Source organism: Gordonia sp. DT218, from assembly GCF_049847105.1.
Lineage (GTDB): Bacteria > Actinomycetota > Actinomycetes > Mycobacteriales > Mycobacteriaceae > Gordonia.
This window is the reverse complement of record NZ_JBNCNS010000002.1, coordinates 735,959-753,193: the sequence shown is the minus strand read 5'-3', so window position 1 is coordinate 753,193 and position 17,235 is coordinate 735,959. Positions and strand designations below refer to the sequence as shown.

At 66.9% G+C, this 17,235-nt stretch carries 16 protein-coding genes; 6 read left to right on the top strand and 10 right to left on the bottom strand.

The window, feature by feature from the left end; all coding sequences use genetic code 11:
* Positions 1 to 94: 94 nt before the first annotated feature.
* The 5 genes from ACPXCG_RS10340 to hrcA form a co-directional block, all read right to left on the bottom strand.
* Positions 95 to 1,264, bottom strand: a complete 1,170-nt coding sequence (locus tag ACPXCG_RS10340; RefSeq protein WP_425791685.1) for a DUF3089 domain-containing protein — start codon at positions 1,262 to 1,264, stop codon at positions 95 to 97.
* Between the two features lie 138 nt (positions 1,265 to 1,402).
* The gene (locus ACPXCG_RS10335) at positions 1,403 to 2,182 is read right to left on the bottom strand and encodes an alpha/beta hydrolase family protein (protein WP_425791683.1); all 780 of its coding nucleotides are present in this window, start codon (positions 2,180 to 2,182) and stop codon (positions 1,403 to 1,405) included.
* A gap of 13 nt (positions 2,183 to 2,195) precedes the next feature.
* Positions 2,196 to 2,948: a 16S rRNA (uracil(1498)-N(3))-methyltransferase gene (locus ACPXCG_RS10330; RefSeq protein WP_425791681.1), complete on the bottom strand. Its 753-nt coding sequence runs from the start codon at positions 2,946 to 2,948 to the stop codon at positions 2,196 to 2,198.
* Positions 2,949 to 2,964: 16 nt separating this feature from the next.
* Positions 2,965 to 4,128 (bottom strand): molecular chaperone DnaJ, encoded by a 1,164-nt coding sequence (dnaJ, locus tag ACPXCG_RS10325; RefSeq protein WP_267629392.1) that lies wholly within the window; start codon positions 4,126 to 4,128, stop codon positions 2,965 to 2,967.
* A gap of 113 nt (positions 4,129 to 4,241) precedes the next feature.
* Entirely contained in the window at positions 4,242 to 5,276 is a 1,035-nt protein-coding gene (gene hrcA, locus ACPXCG_RS10320; RefSeq protein WP_425791679.1) for a heat-inducible transcriptional repressor HrcA, read from the bottom strand.
* 150 nt (positions 5,277 to 5,426) lie between these two features.
* Between hrcA and ACPXCG_RS10315 the strand changes: the two genes are divergently transcribed.
* Positions 5,427 to 5,885, top strand: a complete 459-nt coding sequence (locus tag ACPXCG_RS10315) for a type II toxin-antitoxin system VapB family antitoxin (protein ID WP_425791677.1) — start codon at positions 5,427 to 5,429, stop codon at positions 5,883 to 5,885.
* 25 nt (positions 5,886 to 5,910) lie between these two features.
* Here the strand turns inward: ACPXCG_RS10315 and hemW are convergent, their stop codons facing one another.
* Positions 5,911 to 7,122 (bottom strand): radical SAM family heme chaperone HemW, encoded by a 1,212-nt coding sequence (gene hemW, locus ACPXCG_RS10310; RefSeq protein ID WP_425791675.1) that lies wholly within the window; start codon positions 7,120 to 7,122, stop codon positions 5,911 to 5,913.
* Between the two features lie 462 nt (positions 7,123 to 7,584).
* On the opposite strand from hemW, the gene ACPXCG_RS10305 reads away from it, so the two are divergent.
* Genes ACPXCG_RS10305 through ACPXCG_RS10285 form a run of 5 tightly spaced genes read left to right on the top strand, consistent with a single transcriptional unit; the run spans position 7,585 to position 13,216 of the window.
* Positions 7,585 to 9,384, top strand: coding sequence for a nitrite/sulfite reductase (locus ACPXCG_RS10305; RefSeq protein WP_425791673.1), 1,800 nt, complete (start codon positions 7,585 to 7,587; stop codon positions 9,382 to 9,384).
* Positions 9,381 to 10,127 carry a phosphoadenylyl-sulfate reductase gene (locus ACPXCG_RS10300; protein ID WP_425791671.1) on the top strand — a complete coding sequence of 249 codons (747 nt, stop codon included), beginning with the start codon at positions 9,381 to 9,383 and terminating at the stop codon, positions 10,125 to 10,127. Before ACPXCG_RS10305 ends, ACPXCG_RS10300 begins: the two co-directional genes overlap by 4 nt.
* On the top strand, positions 10,124 to 11,071 hold the full coding sequence (cysD, locus tag ACPXCG_RS10295; protein WP_425791669.1) for a sulfate adenylyltransferase subunit CysD: 948 nt from the start codon (positions 10,124 to 10,126) through the stop codon (positions 11,069 to 11,071). The genes ACPXCG_RS10300 and cysD overlap by 4 nt, the downstream gene beginning before the upstream one ends.
* On the top strand, positions 11,071 to 12,375 hold the full coding sequence (locus ACPXCG_RS10290) for a sulfate adenylyltransferase subunit 1 (protein WP_425791667.1): 1,305 nt from the start codon (positions 11,071 to 11,073) through the stop codon (positions 12,373 to 12,375). Before cysD ends, ACPXCG_RS10290 begins: the two co-directional genes overlap by 1 nt.
* A 22-nt stretch (positions 12,376 to 12,397) precedes the next feature.
* Positions 12,398 to 13,216 (top strand): sirohydrochlorin chelatase, encoded by an 819-nt coding sequence (locus ACPXCG_RS10285; protein WP_425791665.1) that lies wholly within the window; start codon positions 12,398 to 12,400, stop codon positions 13,214 to 13,216.
* Here the strand turns inward: ACPXCG_RS10285 and ACPXCG_RS10280 are convergent.
* Genes ACPXCG_RS10280 through ACPXCG_RS10265 form a run of 4 tightly spaced genes read right to left on the bottom strand, consistent with a single transcriptional unit; the run spans position 13,174 to position 17,003 of the window.
* Positions 13,174 to 14,169 carry a sulfate/molybdate ABC transporter ATP-binding protein gene (locus ACPXCG_RS10280; protein WP_425791663.1) on the bottom strand — a complete coding sequence of 332 codons (996 nt, stop codon included), beginning with the start codon at positions 14,167 to 14,169 and terminating at the stop codon, positions 13,174 to 13,176. The two genes, ACPXCG_RS10285 and ACPXCG_RS10280, sit on opposite strands and share 43 nt — an antisense overlap.
* Position 14,170: 1 nt before the next feature.
* On the bottom strand, positions 14,171 to 15,100 hold the full coding sequence (gene cysW / locus ACPXCG_RS10275; protein ID WP_425791661.1) for a sulfate ABC transporter permease subunit CysW: 930 nt from the start codon (positions 15,098 to 15,100) through the stop codon (positions 14,171 to 14,173).
* Positions 15,097 to 15,948, bottom strand: a complete 852-nt coding sequence (gene cysT / locus ACPXCG_RS10270; RefSeq protein ID WP_425791659.1) for a sulfate ABC transporter permease subunit CysT — start codon at positions 15,946 to 15,948, stop codon at positions 15,097 to 15,099. Before cysT ends, cysW begins: the two co-directional genes overlap by 4 nt.
* On the bottom strand, positions 15,945 to 17,003 hold the full coding sequence (locus tag ACPXCG_RS10265) for a sulfate ABC transporter substrate-binding protein (RefSeq protein ID WP_425791657.1): 1,059 nt from the start codon (positions 17,001 to 17,003) through the stop codon (positions 15,945 to 15,947). The genes cysT and ACPXCG_RS10265 overlap by 4 nt, the downstream gene beginning before the upstream one ends.
* Positions 17,004 to 17,235: the final 232 nt, after the last annotated feature.

The window sequence follows — 17,235 nt, the reverse complement described above, 5'->3', positions numbered from 1 at the left end:
CATCGGTACGCCGGGATGTAGCCAGTCTAACGCGATTGAACCGTGCACCAGCAGGCAATATTCCGGCGGGCCGCGCAAGGCACCTGCCCGTCCCTCAGTGGGAGTGTGATTGCCAGTCCGCGGCCTGTCGGGCGGCGATCCCGACGAGCCGGTCGAACCCGAAATTGAAGTCGAGCGTGTGGGTGTCGAGTAACGGCAACTGGTTGATCGGCTGTGGGCGGACCATCCGAATGTGGTACTCGCGGATCCCGTACACCTCATCGCAGCTACCGACCCCGCGCCCGCGGCCGGTCGTCCAGGTCGACGACGACGTCGGCCAGGCCTCTGGAAACCAGGTATAGGCATACAAGCCCGCGCCGAACCCGGGCGGGAACGGCTCACTCGGCACCGTGATGCCGACCGGCGCGTGGTCGCCGCTCACCACCGCCGGGTCCGTGCACGCGACCTGGTATTGCGGCCCGTTCGGCAATCCCGCCGACCGCGACAAGACATCGAGCGTGCTGTTGCCCAGCAACGACACCGGCGGGTAGACGATGTTCGACGAATACGCCATCACACACCCGTACTCGCCCCGGCGAGTACACACCGGAATGTGGCGGAAGTCCCCGCCCACCGCACTGCCTCGCGCGGTGGTCACATCGGCGCCCATCAGGAACGCGCCGGCGACGCGGCGACGCAGCACCGGCCGGGGATCGACTTCCTCGCGGATCAGCTTGCGAAGCTGGAAAGCGCCCTGCGAGTCGGCGATGAAGATCACGCCTCGGTTGCCCGCCTGAGCGAGATACTCCCGCCAGGCGTTGCGGACATCGCGATAGGCGATCCTGAACGGTTCGGCGAGGCCGAGATTGGTGGGGACCGCAGCCGGTAAGGACACCTGCCGGTAGACGGGCGCGAACATACGACACGTCCGGTTGAATCGTGCCCCGTGTATTTTGCCGGCCGCCTGGATCTCGGGCGACGCAACGAGATCCGCGTTGAGCGCGAGCGAGTTCGTCGCGGTCCCATACACGTAAAAGCAATCCACCGGCTTCGCGGATTCGGCGACGGGCGCCGGCGCGGTGACCCGACCGGTCAGCAAATCGGTGGTGTCCTGAGGGATATCGCACGGATCCGATGCCATGGCCGGACTGCACAGCCACTTGGTGGGCGGGGACGGCGCGGCGACGGCCGTGGATTCGGCACCGAACACGAGCGAGAGTGACGCGGCCGCGACACCGACCGCGACGAGCAACCGACCGACCGACCCGGACCTGAGGCGATGCATCGCGACCTCCCAGGGCCGGACCGGATACTGACCTCGTACGCAAGGCCGTCGCGCTCACCTCCGTCGCGCTACAGCTGGACTGTCCGCGACTTTCTCAAGATATGCCGTTGGCGACCACCAGAAACGTGAACCAGGTAATCAGATGCCCAGCAGCCGCACGGTGTGCCGGGTGGAGGCGCTTCGCGGATCGACGAACGCGTCGTGCCCCTCCCCCGGGACCACGACCAGTTCGGCCGATTGACCCCTGGCGGTCACCGCGTCGACGTACCGCCGGCTCGACTCGACGGGGATCGCCGTGTCGTCCTCCGCGTGGAGAGCGACGACATGCGCAGGGAACGGCTTTTGCGCGATGGGTGATGCCTCGCGGTATCGATGCGGGATCTCGGCATACGGGCGGCCCATCAGGCCCCGGATCGACGGACGCTCGGCGCCGGACTCCAGGTCCAGTGCCGCCGATTGCGCGATCACCGTGCTGATCTGACACGAATCGGTGTGTGCCCCCAGCTGTGCGACCGACCACACGGCCAGCTGTCCGCCCGCGGAATGCCCGACCACGGCCACCGAGCCCCAGTCCACCTGTGCCGACATCTCCGCCGGCAAAGCGGCGCGAACAGGACCGTCGAGTGCCTGCAGCGCGGCGACCACGTCACGGCCGCTGTTCGGCCAGCCGCCGCCGTTCTCGCCGACGCGCCGGTACTCGACGTTCCACACGACGGCGCCGCGCTCGGCGAACTGCCGTGCGATCGCGGTCTCGATGGTCAGGCCGAACTCGGTGGTCCAGTAGCCCCCGTGCACCAGAACCACCGCACGCACGGGGTCAGTCGGCCCGACTCCACTGACAGGGTGATAGACGTGCCCGAATTGCGATGGTGCACTTCCATATTCGACCTTGACGCGGTGCGCCCGACACTTCTTCACCTGCGTGCTCGCCTCAACGACGTGCCCACCGATCCGTCAGCACACCGACCGCGCCGAGCGCCACTGCGGCCGCACTCGACGTCCTCAACACCTCTGGTCCGAGGATCACCGAGGCCGCGCCGAGTGCCGAGAGGTCGGCGATCTCGATGTCGTCGAGGCCGCCCTCAGGACCGATCACCAGGACCAGTTCGGTCGCGTCCGCCAGCGGTAGCTCACGCAGGGGCGTCACACCGTGTTCGTGCAGGACCGCGACCAGACCGCCCGCGGCGACGACGTCGGCACATCTCGCCCGGATGTCGGTGGTCGACGCCAACGGGGCGATCTCGGGAATCCAGGCCCGACGGCTCTGTTTGGCAGCCGCCGACGCGGCGGCGGACCACTTCGCGTGGCCCTTCTCCGACTTCCCCGTCCAACGGGCTACGCACCGGGCGGCCTGCCACGGCACGATCCGATCGGCGCCCGCCTCGGTCGCCAGATCGACGGCGAGCTCCGAACGCTCGGACTTGGGCAATGCCTGCACCACCGTGACACGTGGCCTAGGCGGCTCGGCATATCCGTAGGTGTGCGCCCTCGCCACCAGGGTGTCCTTCGCGGTGATCGCGCTCACCTCACACGATGCGGTGGAGCCGCGTCCGTCCCCGACGGTGACCTCCTCACCGACCGCCACGCGTGCCACGGTCACCGCGTGTCGGCCCTCCGGACCGGACAGGGTCACGTCGGAGCCCACACGTGGCACCTCGTCGACCCAGAACAGCGGCGGACTCACCCACGGGCTCCGGTCGTCAACGCCCGGCGAAGGCGTTGCGCAGCCGGGAGAACAATCCGCCCGCTGCCGCACCGGTCGCCGTCGTGACCACCTCGACGCGATCGTCGGATGCGTCGCGGAAGGTGGTCAGGGCCTCGGTCTGGGCCGCATCGAGTTTCGTCGGCACCACGACGTCGAGGTGAGCGTGCAGAGTGCCGCGCACCCCGGTGTTCAGGTGCGGCATGCCCTGGCCCTTCACCTTGACCACCTGCCCGGGCTGGGTGCCCGCAGCGATGGTGATGCGAGCGGTGCCGTCGAGGATGGTGTCGATGTCGATCGAGCCGCCGAGGGCCGCGTCGACGATCGGCACCCGGATGGTGCAGTGCAGGTCATCCTTGTCGCGGATGAACACGTCGTTCGGGCGCTCACTGACCTCGACGTACAGGTCACCGGCAGGTCCGCCGCCCGCGCCTATCTCACCTTGCCCGGAAAGGCGGACCCGCATCCCGCTCTCGATCCCGGCCGGGATCTTGACCGTCATCGTCCGGCGGGAACGCACGCGCCCGTCGCCACCGCACTTGCGACAGGGGTCCGGGATCACCTCGCCGACGCCGTGGCAGGTCGGGCATTCGCGAACGGTCATCACCTGACCGAGGAACGACCGCTGGACCGCCTGGATCTCGCCGGCGCCGTTGCACGTGTCGCAGCTGATCGGCTTCGAATCGCCGTGCGTCCCGGAGCCCTTGCAGAGGTCACAGAGGATCGCGGTGTCGACGGTGATCTCCTTGTTGACCCCGGCGGCGCACTCCTCGAGGTCGAGTTCCACGGCCACCAGAGCAGGCTCACCCGGCTGCACCCGGCTGCGCGGGCCTCGACCGGACCCGAATCCGCCGCCGCCGAAACCACCGCTGGATCCGAAGAACGCCTCGAAGACGTCACCGAGACCGCCGCTGCCGCCGAATCCCCCGCCGAAGCCGCCCGCACCCGGACCGGCCAGCGGATCTCCGCCCGCGTCCACGATGCGGCGCTTCTCGGGATCGGTCAGCACCTCGTAGGCGGTGCTGACCTCCTTGAAACGCTCTTCCTCACCCGGATTCACATCGGGGTGCAGTTCCCGCGCCTTCTTGCGATATGCGCGCTTGATCTCCTGGTCGGTGGCGCCTTTGGCGACACCCAGGATTCCGTAGTAGTCACGTGCCACGGTCGTCTCGGTCCTCTATCTCACACTTGGTCTGCTGATGGTCGGCGTCTGCGGTCGTGGCCGGCTGTCGGCATCTCTGTCGGACCGGGGCCGCATGGTGGCGGCCACACAGGTCAGCGATCGGCCAAGACCTCGCCTACGTACTTGGCAACGGCCGCGACCGACGCGATTGTTCCCGGATAGTCCATGCGTGTGGGGCCGACCACTCCGACGCCGCCGAACACCGTGCCCGATGCACCGTACCCTGTCGAGACAACCGAGGTACCACGCAGGTTCTCGGTCTGGGTCTCCTCTCCGATCTGGACTGTGACCCCTCCCATCCGTTGGGTGGTGGCGAGCAGCTTCAGCACCACGACCTGCTCCTCGAGGGCGTCGAGCACCGAGTCCATCCCGCCGACGACCGGTGTGAAATCCGCCGCGGCGCGGGCCAGATTCGACGTGCCACCCAGCACCAGACGGTCGTCGCCGCGTTCCACCAGTGTCTCGACGAGCACCGTGGCCACGTTGATCACCACGTCGCGGATGTCATCGGGCGCCTCGTTCGCCACCTCGGCAACCGCGGCCGATGCCGCCTCGAGCCGCTTCCCGTAGAGAGCCGCGGAGAACATGTCACGCAACCGCACGAAATCGTCTTCGACGAGGTCGTCGCTGAGCGCCACCATCCGCTGCTCGACGCGACCGGTGTCGGTGATCACCACCAACAACAACCGGGACGGCGACAACGACACCACCTCGAGATGCCGCACCGTGGCCGTCGACAGCACCGGGTACTGGATGACCGCCACCTGTCGCGTCAACTGGGCGAGCAGTTTGACCGAGCGTCGTAGCACGTCGTCGAGATCCACACCGGAATCGAGGACCGACAGGATGGCGCGACGCTCGGCTGCCGACAGGGGCTTGACCTCACTGATCCGGTCCACGAACATCCGGTAACCCTTGTCGGTCGGCACACGTCCGGAACTCGTATGGGGCTGGGCGATGTACCCCTCGGCTTCGAGGACCGCCATGTCGTTGCGCACGGTGGCGCTCGACACCCCGAGCTGATGGCGATCGACGATCGCCTTGGAACCGATGGGTTCCTGCGATTCGACGAAATCCGTCACGATCGCGCGCAGGATCTCGAATCGACGATCATCAGTACTCGACACGCGACACTCCTCCCGGCACAGCACTCTGCCATACAGTAGGTGACGTCCATCTTACGAACCGTGGCGCGAAACTCGCTCAAACAGTTTTTTCGCGCCTGGCCGTGCGCCGGTGACCATCACCGTGCCGGCGAATCTTCAGAAAGTTCCGGGATGATCTTCAAGGGGGTGCGGGAGGGTAAGCCCTATCCCGACCACGGATTGTCGGCGCGCGGATGGGCGAAGATCCCGCCCCGGCAGTTCCGCCTGAACGAGCTGACCACGGTCACCACGGTGCTCGCCCTCGACCGGCTCCTCAGTGAGGACTCCACGTTCTACGGCGACCTGTTCTCCCACGTTGTCCGATGGCACGGAGAGCTCTATCTCGAAGACGGACTGCACCGGGCCGTACGGTCCGCGCTGCGGAACCGTCACATCATCCACGCCCGGATGCTCGACCTCGACGCGCTCGATCTCGACCTCGATCCCGGGGCAGCGCCGGTGGAGGACCAGGTGGACACGGCGGAGCTCCCATCCCCGGGACGGGAGTCGGCCGGCGGCATGCACCGGCGCGGCGCACGCAGTACCGGCTGGACGGTCCCGGTGGCGGGCCGGCAGCCTCCCGAATGGTGAGACCACGGTCGATTTCGGCCGGCCGTCAGCCGGCGACCAGGATCTCGCGCACCACACGGTCGGCAAGCAATCGGCCCGCGTCGGTGAGCACGAGCCGGGCACCGACGCTGCCCACGTGTTCGAGCAGTCCGTCGTCGATGAACTCTGCCGCCCGCTGATATTCACCTGCGGTGAGTTCGTCGACCCCCAGCCCGTCGCGGCAACGCGCCTTGAGCATCACCGCTTCGAGATGTCGGTCCTCCGACGTGAGGATCTCGTGTCCACCGATCGGGAGCTGTTCGGCGGCAAGTGAATCCGCATACCGTGCCGGATGTTTGAGGTTCCACCACCGCACGCCGTTCACGTGCGAGTGGGCGCCCGGTCCGATTCCCCACCAGTCGTGGCTGTACCAGTACGCCAGGTTGTGCCGGCATTCCGCGGCGCGCGACCGCGACCAGTTCGACACCTCGTACCAGTCGAAACCCGCCGTCGACAGCCGGTCGTCGAGAATGCGGTACCGGTCGGCGAGGACGTCATCGTCGGGGGCAGGTAACTCGCCGCGCCGAATGCGCCGGGCCAGAGCGGTGCCGTCCTCGATGATCAGGGCGTACGCGGAGACGTGGTCCACCTCGGTCGAGAGGACGGCATCCAGACTCGAGTGCAGGTCGTCGTCGGTCTCTCCCGGCGTGCCGTAGATCAGGTCGAGATTGATGTGGTCGAACCCCGCAGCGGTCGCCTCGCGGGCTGCGGCGACCGCACGGCCCGGCGTATGCGTGCGATCCAGGGTTGCCAGCACGTGCGGAGCGGCGGACTGCATACCGAGGGAGATGCGGTTGAACCCTGCCCCGAGCAGCCCCTCGAAGAATTCCGGCGACGTCGATTCCGGGTTGGACTCGGTGGTCACCTCGGCATCGTCGGCGAGATCGAAGTACTCGGTCACCGAGCTCAGCAGCCTCGACAAACCCGCCGCACCCAACAGCGACGGGGTACCCCCGCCGACAAAGACCGTCGAGATCGGTCGAGTCGGGTTCATCAGTCGCGCAGCACTTCTCAGCTCGCGGTCGACGGCCTCCTGCCAGGATTCCGGCGACGACGAACTCCCCAGCTCGCCCGCTGTGTACGTGTTGAAGTCGCAGTATCCGCAGCGCGTCGCACAGAACGGAACGTGCAGATACAGGCCGAGCGGCGTCGCGGCGTCGACCGCGCCACACGCGGCACCTACGACGCCATCGGTGCCCGATTCCATCTCGACCTTCACTCCTCCATCATGCTCGCCCGGCACGGTGTGACCGTGACCACGCCAGAAACCGGACCACGTCAGGAACCGGACCACGTCAGAACCGGACCACGCCGATCGGCCGCCGGCGATGCCTCCGGACAGCGGGAATACCTCCCGCCCCGAGCGCCTTGACTTCTAGGAGCAGACCTCCCGACAGGGCTTTCCCTCATCGTGAGGGAAAATAACCCCAAGTAGACGAGGCAAGGGGCAGCGTGGCACTATGAACGGCGTGACTTCCTCAGGGGTGTGGCTCGCAGCCCGACGCCACATCGATCTCAAGCGCGTCTGCAGCGCATTCTGTCGTCCTTAGACGACGTGCTCACTGTCTCCTGACGACAGGTCGGCCCCGAGAAGTCCCCGCTCAGCCGCGGGTATGCCAGCACGTTTCCAGCCCACTTCCATGTGAATGCTGACGCTTGCTGCGTCGGCTCAGGAGACTTCATGACGTCCACCACCGACGATCTTTCCGTGACCACCTCGAATGCGGCCACAGAGCCCGCTGCGAAGGATGACGCCGCCGGATCGAAGCCCGCAACGCCTGCAGGCAACCGGCCGGCCCGCGGCGAGCGCCCGGCCCGCAAGGCCCGGCCGACCAAGCGTCGCGCGGAAGGCCAGTGGAAGCTCGGTTACCGCGAGCCACTGAATCCCAACGAGCAGATCAAGAAGGACGACAACCCGCTCAACGTGCGCGCCCGGATCGAGAACATCTACGCCAAGCAGGGGTTCGAGTCGATCGACAAGCAGGACCTGCGCGGCCGGATGCGCTGGTGGGGCCTGTACACCCAGCGCGCCGAAGGCTACGACGGCACCTGGACCGGCGACGAGAACATCGACATCCTCGAAGACAGCCACTTCATGATGCGCATCCGCTGTGATGCGGGCGCGCTCGATGTGGCGCAGCTGAGGACCCTGGGCCAGATCTCGACCGAGTTCGCCCGGGACACCGCCGATCTGTCCAACCGAGAGAACGTCCAATATCACTGGATTCGCATCGAGGACGTCCCGACCATCTGGGAACGCATCGAAGGTGTCGGACTCAAGACGACCGAGGCGTGCGGCGACTGCCCGCGCGTGGTGCTCGGCTCCCCGCTCGCCGGTGATGCGGTGGACGAGGTCCTCGATCCCACCCCGGCGATCGACGAGATCGTGCGTCGCTACATCGGTAACCCGGAGTATTCGAACCTGCCGCGCAAGTTCAAGACGGCCATCTCCGGACTGCAGGACGTTTCGCACGAGACCAACGACGTCGCTTTCATCGGCGTGAACCACCCCGAACACGGACCGGGTCTGGATCTCTGGGTGGGCGGTGGCCTGTCCACCAACCCGATGCTCGCGCAGCGGGTCGGTGCGTGGATTCCGCTCGACGAGGTACCCGACGTGTGGGAGGGCGTGGTCGCGATCTTCCGCGACTACGGCTACCGCCGGTTGCGTGCCAAGGCACGCCTGAAGTTCCTCATCAAGGACTGGGGCATCGAGAAGTTCCGTCAGGTCCTCGAGGACGAGTATCTGGGCCGCAAGCTGATCGACGGCCCGGCCCCCGAAACACTCACCCGTCCCCGCGACCACGTCGGCGTCCAGCGCCTGAAGAACGGGCTCAACTCCGTCGGGTTCGCTGCCGTCGCCGGTCGTGTCTCCGGCACGATCCTCACCGCCATCGCCGACGCCGCCGAGCGTGTCGGTTCCGACCGCATCCGCTTCACGCCGTACCAGAAGCTGGTCGTCCTCGACGTTCCCGACGACAAGGTGGAGCAGATCATCGAGGAGGTCGGCGCACTGGGCCTGTCCGCCCGGCCGTCGAACTGGCATCAGAACCTGATGGCCTGCAGCGGCATCGAGTTCTGCAAGCTGTCGTTCACCGAAACGCGCAAGCGTTCCCAGAAGTTGGTGCCCGAGCTCGAAGAGCGCCTGGCCGACATCAATTCCCATCTCGACCTCCCGATCACCGTCAACATCAATGGCTGCCCCAATTCCTGCGCACGCTCGCAGGTGGCCGACATCGGCTTCAAGGGTCAGCTCGTCGAGGACGAGAACGGCGACCAGACCGACGGGTTCCAGGTCCACCTCGGCGGAAGCCTCGGCCAGGATGCCGGTTTCGGCCGCAAACTGCGGCAACACAAGGTCCTGTCCACCGAACTCGGTGACTATATCGACCGCGTGGTGCGCAACTTCGTGGATCAGAAAGAAGACGGAGAACGGTTCGCCCAGTGGGCCGTTCGCGCGGATGAGGAGGCCTTGCGATGAGCACGCCCACCACCGCGACGGGTCGCCGCCACACCGAAGACGAGTTGCGTGCCATCGCCGAGGCGGGCGCGCGCGACCTCGGGGCGGACGCGACCCCCGAGGAACTGCTGCGCTGGACCGCGGAGACCTTCGGTGACAACTTCGTCGTCGCCTCCAACATGCAGGACGCGGCGCTCGTCGATCTCGCCAGCAAGAATGTCGACACCGACCAACTGCACGGCGAGAAGCTCAAGGTGCTCTTCCTCGACACCGGCTATCACTTCGCCGAGACCATCGGCACCCGCGATGCCGTCGAGCAGGTCTACGGCGTCGAGATGGTCAACCTGACTCCAGAGCACAGCGTCGCCGAGCAGGACGAACTGTTGGGTCGCAACCTGTTCGCCCGCGACCCGGGTGAGTGCTGCCGCCTGCGCAAGGTCGTCCCGCTCAAGTCCGGTCTCTCGCAGTACGACGCCTGGATCACCGGCATCCGCCGAGTGGAGGCGCCGACCCGTGCGAATGCACCGCTCATCTCCTTCGACGAGGGATTCGGGCTGGTGAAGATCAACCCGATCGCCGCGTGGTCGGACGAGACGATGCAGGACTACATCGACACCAACGGGGTGCTCGTCAACCCGCTGGTCGACGACGGCTATCCGTCGATCGGCTGCGCCCCGTGCACAGCCAAACCCGAACCCGGATCCGATCCGCGCAGTGGCCGTTGGGCCGGTCGCGCCAAGACAGAATGTGGGCTCCACGCATGACCATCGCCGACGCCACCGCGACCAGCGCCTCCGCGGTCGAGGCCGACACCGACGACTTCACCACCCTCGACGCTCTCGAGTCCGAGGCCATCCACATCTTCCGTGAGGTGGCCGGTGAGTTCGAGCGGCCGGTGATCCTGTTCTCCGGCGGCAAGGACTCCACGGTGCTGCTGCACCTGGCGCTCAAGGCCTTCTGGCCTGCTCCCCTACCGTTCTCGCTGCTGCACGTGGACACCGGCCACAACCTGACCGAGGTGCTGGAGTTCCGCGACCAGGTGGTCGAGCGGCACGGGCTGCGCCTGCACGTGGCGAAGGTGGAGGACTACCTCGCCGACGGTCGGCTCACCGAACGCCCGGACGGCGTGCGCAACCCGTTGCAGACCATCCCGCTGCTCGACGCGATCACCGAGAACCGCTTCGACGCGGTCTTCGGCGGCGGACGTCGCGACGAGGAGCGGTCGCGGGCCAAAGAGCGGATCTTCTCCCTGCGCAACGCCTTCGGTCAATGGGATCCGAAGCGGCAGCGCCCAGAGCTGTGGAATCTCTACAACGGTCGACACGCGCCGGGTGAGCATGTCCGCGTGTTCCCGCTGTCGAACTGGACCGAGCTCGACATCTGGCGCTACATCGGCCGCGAGCAGGTGCTGCTGCCGCAGATCTACTACGCGCACGAGCGCGACGTGTTCCTGCGCGACGGCATGTGGATGACCTCCGGTTCGTGGGGCGGTCCGCGCGAGGGCGAGACCGTCGAGCGCCGCAGGGTCCGCTACCGGACCGTCGGTGACGGATCGTCGACCGGCGCCGTGCTCTCCGACGCCGCCGACAACGACGCTGTGCTGGCCGAGGTGGCCGCCTCCCGACTCACCGAGCGCGGTGCGACCCGCGGCGACGACCGGGTCTCCGAGGCCGCGATGGAAGACCGCAAACGCGAAGGATACTTCTGATGTCACATGCTCCCGACCTTCTCCGCATCGCGACCGCGGGCAGCGTCGACGACGGCAAGTCGACGCTCGTCGGCCGGCTGCTCTACGACACCAAATCGGTTCTCGCCGATCAGATCGACGCCGTCACCAAGGCGTCGGTGGACCGTGGCCTCGAGGGTCCCGACCTCTCGCTGCTCGTCGACGGCCTGCGCGCCGAGCGCGAGCAGGGCATCACGATCGACGTGGCCTACCGCTACTTCGCCACGCCGGCACGGTCATTCGTGCTCGCCGACACCCCGGGCCACGTGCAGTACACCCGGAACACGGTTTCCGGCGCGTCGACCGCCCAGCTGGTGATCCTGCTCGTCGACGCACGCAATGGTGTGGTCGCCCAGACCCGTCGTCACACCGCGGTGATGGCCCTCCTCGGCGTGCCCCAGCTCGTGTTGGCGGTCAACAAGATCGACCTGGTCGACGACCAGGAGGCAGCCTTCGCGCAGATCTCCGCCGAGTTCGGCGAACTCACGCGCTCGTTGGGATGGTCGCCGGAGCAGGTGACCGCCATCCCGGTCTCGGCACTGAACGGCGACAACGTCGCCACGCGGTCCGAGAACACGCCGTACTACGACGGTCCCGCGCTGATCGAGCATCTCGAGACGGTCCCGAATGTGGCCGATACCCGGCCGGTCGGGCTGCGCTTCCCCGTCCAGTACGTGATCCGTCCGCGTACCCCCGAGTATCCCGATTACCGTGGCTACGCGGGGCAGATCGCGGCCGGGCGCGTCTCGGTCGGTGACGAGGTCGTCATCCTGCCCTCCGGTGTCCGCAGCACGGTCCGCCAGATCGATACGGCCGACGGCGAATTCACCACCGCCCACACCGGGCGCAGCGTGACGCTGTTGCTCGACGATGACGTGGACGTGTCGCGCGGCGACCTGATCGCTGCCGTCGCGGATGCGCCGGAGCCTGCCCAGCAGTTCACCGCCACGGTCTGCTGGCTCGCCGAGAAGCCACTGCGGCCGGGCTCCCGGTTGCTGCTCAAACATGGCACCAGGACCACCCAGGCGATCGTCGGTGGACTCGAGGTGTTGTTCGATGAGCAGACGCTCGCGCTCATCGACGCCCCCGACACGGTGGAGCTGAACCAGATCGGCCGGATCGCGATCCAGACCGCGGAACCGATCGCGCCGGACGACTACCAGGTCAACCGGGAGTCGGGCAGCTTCCTGCTGATCGATCCGCAGGGCGGGAACACCCTCGGCGCCGGCCTCGTCGGCGATGCCCTGGCGAATCTCCACCTGTCGGCGACGCCCGAACTCGTCTGAGACCGTTGAGGATTCGATTCCGGTGACCCCTACCCTGCTGCTGGTCGCACACGGCAGTCGCGACGCGCGCTTCCCGGCGACGGCCGGCCGCGTGCGCGACGCCGTCGCGACCGCGCTGGCGGGTGTCGACGTACGACTGGCCTACCTCGACCTGAACGCACCGCTGGTCGGCGATGCGCTCGACGAGATCGCCGGGGATTGTGTGGTGGTGCCGCTGCTCTTCGCGGCCGGCTATCACCAGAAGATCGATCTTCCCGCGATCATCGCCGAGCACCATCGGCGTGATCGGATGGTGATCCGATCCGAGGTCATCGGAACGTCCCCGCTGGCGAATGCGCTGGCCGACCGGCTGTCCGAGGCCGGATTGGACGAACCTGCCGGTCGGCGCACCGGTATCATCCTGAGTGCCGTCGGATCATCGGATCCGGACGCCGATCGTCACGTCCGACGCCGGGCCATCGAGCTGTCCACCGTGCTGAACCGTCCGGTGGAGGTGGTGTTCGCCACCAAACTCGGGCCACGAGAACAGCAGCTGCGCAACGCGGTACGCCGACTCCGCACCGCCGGAGCGGATCGCATCGCGGTGAGTCCCTACTTCCTGTCCGCCGGACTGCTCACCGAACGGGTCGAGGCCGCGCTCGATGCCCACGCACCGGGCGCCCTGGTCGCCGGGCCGCTGGGCGCCCACCGCGACATCGTCGATGCGGTGTGCCACCACTACTGGACCGCGGCCTCCACCCGTACGGCACGAGCTCAGGAGTCGTGCGCACACGATTCACCCACTCGCGATTCACCCACTCACGATTCACTCAGCGCGGCCACCTTCGTCGCTCGGGCGTAGATCGCCTCTCCCGCCTGCAGATTGAGCGCGTTGGCATCGCCTCGCGTGATCTGTGCCAGGAACTCGTCACCGGTGGTGGCCGCGATCAATTCGACCCGGGTCTCGAATCCGAGATGGACCACCCGCTGCACCGTCGCCTTGATCACACCGGTGTCGAGCGAGGCATCCGCCGCCGGCAGCGCCAGTTCCGGATTGCGGCCGATCCGGATGTCGTGCGGACGCACCAGCTCACCGTTGAGGCGCACGGTGGATCCGAGGAACGACGCCACGAACTCGTTGGCCGGACGGTCGTAGAGATCGTCCGGTGCACCCACCTGCTCGATCCGACCCTTGTTGAGCACGGCGATCCGGTCGCTCACGTCGAGCGCCTCCTGCTGATCGTGCGTCACCAGGACGGTGGTGACGTTGACGTCCTCGTGTAACCGCCGCAACCACTTTCGTAGATCCTCGCGGACCTTCGCGTCCAGGGCACCGAACGGCTCGTCGAGGAGCAGGACCTGTGGGTCCACCGCCAATGCACGGGCCAACGCCATGCGCTGACGCTGGCCTCCCGAGAGCTGCGACGGGAAGCGCCGCTGGAACACGGTGAGTCCCACGATGTCGAGCAGCTCGTCGACCTTGGCGTCGATCTGTGCCTTGGGCCGCTTGCGGATCTTGAGCCCGAACGCGATGTTGTCGCGCACGGTCAGATGTTTGAAGGCCGCATAGTGCTGGAACACGAATCCGATGTCGCGCTTCTGCGGCGCCGCCCCCGACACGTCGTTCCCACTGATGATGACGGTGCCCGAGTCGAGACTGTCCAGACCGGCGATGGCCCGCAGGAGGGTGGATTTGCCGGAGCCCGACGGTCCGAGCAACGAGGTCAACGATCCTTCCGGAATGTCGATCGACACGTCGTCGAGTGCCGCGAAGTCGCCGTACCGTTTGTTCGCGCCGATAACCGAGATGGACATGTCAGATGCCTTTCTTGCGCTGCACGACTTGCTGGGCATCGATGGATGCCGGACCGTGGGGAACGGTGAGGTCGGGTTCGACGTCGGCCTCGGTGCTGCCGGTGTAGGTTTCGCTCGCATCGGCGTAGCGACCCTTTGCCCGTCGTTCGACCAGCGTCATCGCCACCAGGACGAGGATGGCCACCAGCATCAACAGCGTCGCCGCGGCGTAGGCACCGAATTCGTTGTAGTCATCGGTGTAACGCGAGTTCACCAAGAGCGTCAGGGTCTGCGAGATACCCGGGAAGTTCGACGACACCATCGTCACCGCGCCGTATTCGCCGAGTGCGCGGGCGATCGTCAGGACGATGCCGTAAGTCAGTCCCCAGCGGATGGCGGGCAACGTGATCCGGCTGAAGGTCTGCCACCCGTTGGCGCCCAGCGTCGCCGCCGCCTGCTCCTGCTCGGTACCGATCTCACGTAGCACCGGCTCCACTTCGCGCACCACGAACGGCAGGGTGACGAACAAGGTGGCCAGCACCAGGCCGGGGAATCCGAAGATGATGCGGAATCCGGTGCTTTCGATCCCGCCGAACCATCCCCCGTAGCCCCACAGCAGGATCAGCGCAACACCCGCCACCACCGGGGAGACCGCGAACGGGAGGTCCACCACGGCCTGGAGGAAGCCCTTCCCCGGGAACCGGCCGCGGACGAGGGCGAGTGCGGTCACGATACCGAAGATCACGTTGAGCGGCACCACGATCACGACGATGAGCAGGCTCAACTGGAGAGCGGCGATGGCGGCCGGGGTGGTGATCCACTCCCAGAACTGACCCAGGCCGTGCTCGAACGACCGCCAGAAGATGAGCCCCACCGGCACGACGAGCAGGATGAACACGTAGAGAAGCGCGATGGTGCGCAACGTGTATCGCGTGGTTCTGGAGACCTTCATCGATCCTGCTCCTCTCGCACGGACTGGCGGCGGCCGATGATCCGCAGGACGAGCAGCGCGACGAACGCGATCACCAGGAGCATCACCGACACGGCCGCGGCGTTGACCGGCTCGTCGACCTCGATCTGCTGCTGGATGTATTGCGACGCCACCTGGGTGTCACCGGGGATGTTGCCGCCGATCAGGACCACCGAGCCGAACTCGCCGATCGCACGGGTGAAGGCGAGGCCGGCGCCCGTCAGGATGGCGGGCAACAACGCAGGCATGATGATCTTGGTCCAGATGATCCAGTTGCCCGCACCCAGCACCGCCGCGGCCTCCTCGACGTCGGTGTCGAGCTCGATGAGCACCGGCTGGACCTGCCGCACCACGAACGGCAGGGTGACGAAGGTCAGCGCGACCACCAGGGCCGGCTTCGTCGCATTGAGCTGGATGTCGATCGGACTGTTCGGACCGTAGAGGGACAGCAGCACCAGGCTGGCCACGATCGTCGGCAACGCAAAGGGCAGATCGATGATCGCATTGACGAATCCCTTGCCCGGGAACTCGTCTCGTACCAGTACCCAGGCGATCAACGTACCGAACACGACGTTGATGAGCGCGACGATCACGGAGACCAGGACGGTGATCCACAGCGCGTCGAGCGCGTTCGGGTCGGTGACCGCATCCCAGAACCCGCCCCAGCCGTCGGTGAAGGCCTGCGCCGTGATCGCCGCGATCGGCAGCAGGACGATCACGCTGAGCCACAGCCAGGCGACACCGACCCCGGCGGGCGACACCCCGCTGAACGTCCGGTTTCGCCCGAGGAACCCTCCTGGCGGGGTGGAGTCAACCGTCTGCGTACTCATTGCCGGCCTCCCGCGTTGTAGATCTCGGTGATCGCGCCCTTCGACCCGAACAGTGCCGAGTCGACTGCCTTCCATCCGGTCAGGTCCTTGCCGTCGTTCTCTGCCGCAGTACCCTCCCCGAGCACGGCTCCGACCTCGTTGATCGTCCAGAGCTTCGCGATGTCGCCGGGGAACAGGTCGCGTGTCCGCGCGACCACGTCCGGCAGCACGGGACGGAACCCCTCCTGCGCCCAGAGTTGTTGGGCTGCGGGTGTGAAGAGATAGTCGACGAACGACGTGGCGGCTTCCTTGTCGGTGGAGGTGTTGACGACGGCGACCGGGTTCTCGATCTTGAAGGTCTGCGGCGGGAGGAGGTAGTCGACCTGTTCGTCGGCCGGCACCGACGAGTTGGCCCGGTTGAGCATGATCGCCTCGTTCTCATAGCTGATCAGGACATCACCCTGCCCCTGCTCGAACGCGGTTGTCGCCTCGCGGCCGGACTTGGGCACCACCGTGATGTGGTCCCGGACGAGTTCGCTGACGTAGTCGAGACCCGCCTGGGAATTGCGGCCACCATCGCTCTTCGCGGCGTACGGGGCGAGCAGGTTCCACTTCGCCGATCCCGAACTGCCCGGATTGGGCGTGACGACCTGCACTCCCGGCTTGAGGAGATCGTCCCAGTCGCGGATGTGCTTCGGGTTGCCCTTGCGCACCACGAGGGCCACCACCGAACCGAACGGAGTGCTGTTGTCGGGTGCCTGCTTCTTCCAGTCCTCGTCGACGACCCCCTCTTTCACCAGACGGGTGATGTCGGGCTCCACCGAGAAGTTGACGACGTCGGCCGGCACCCGCCGGGCCACCTTGCGGGACTGGTCGCCCGAGGCGCCATAGGACTGGGAGAAACCGATGTCGTGGCCTGCGTCGGTGTCCCGGAACGCGGGGATGATGACGTCGAAGCCGGGCTTGGGCACGGCGTACGCCACGAGGTTCACATGCCGACTGCCACTCGAGATGTCCGCCCCTCCGGGTACGTCCGTCGAGCCGGCTCCACACGCCGTCACACTGGTGATGGCCATGAGTGTGACAGCCGCCACCACGGCGCTTCGCCAACTCCGCACAACCACGGATCTCGCCACGCAATCCTCCCGGGCTCACACGCCTCCACCGGGATCACCGAGCCCTCGCCCGTCCGCCCCCGGCACAACCTTGGACGCGTAAACGCTAGCAATGCCGTTTCGGTGTCCTGCGCATGTCAGGTGGATGATTTGGGGTGCGCGGTTCGCTGTGCTAGCGGGTGAGCACCCACGC

Excerpts from the sequence above, each read along its gene's own strand:
- ACPXCG_RS10290 (WP_425791667.1), top strand. The coding sequence starts at position 11,071 with ATGTCACATGCTCCCGACCTTCTCCGCATCGCGACCGCGGGCAGCGTC.
- ACPXCG_RS10305 (WP_425791673.1), top strand. The coding sequence starts at position 7,585 with ATGACGTCCACCACCGACGATCTTTCCGTGACCACCTCGAATGCGGCC.
- cysW (WP_425791661.1), bottom strand. The coding sequence starts at position 15,100 with ATGAAGGTCTCCAGAACCACGCGATACACGTTGCGCACCATCGCGCTT.
- ACPXCG_RS10300 (WP_425791671.1), top strand. The coding sequence starts at position 9,381 with ATGAGCACGCCCACCACCGCGACGGGTCGCCGCCACACCGAAGACGAG.
- cysT (WP_425791659.1), bottom strand. The coding sequence starts at position 15,948 with ATGAGTACGCAGACGGTTGACTCCACCCCGCCAGGAGGGTTCCTCGGG.
- ACPXCG_RS10265 (WP_425791657.1), bottom strand. The coding sequence starts at position 17,003 with ATGGCCATCACCAGTGTGACGGCGTGTGGAGCCGGCTCGACGGACGTA.
- ACPXCG_RS10280 (WP_425791663.1), bottom strand. The coding sequence starts at position 14,169 with ATGTCCATCTCGGTTATCGGCGCGAACAAACGGTACGGCGACTTCGCG.
- ACPXCG_RS10340 (WP_425791685.1), bottom strand. The coding sequence starts at position 1,264 with ATGCATCGCCTCAGGTCCGGGTCGGTCGGTCGGTTGCTCGTCGCGGTC.
- cysD (WP_425791669.1), top strand. The coding sequence starts at position 10,124 with ATGACCATCGCCGACGCCACCGCGACCAGCGCCTCCGCGGTCGAGGCC.
- ACPXCG_RS10315 (WP_425791677.1), top strand. The coding sequence starts at position 5,427 with ATGATCTTCAAGGGGGTGCGGGAGGGTAAGCCCTATCCCGACCACGGA.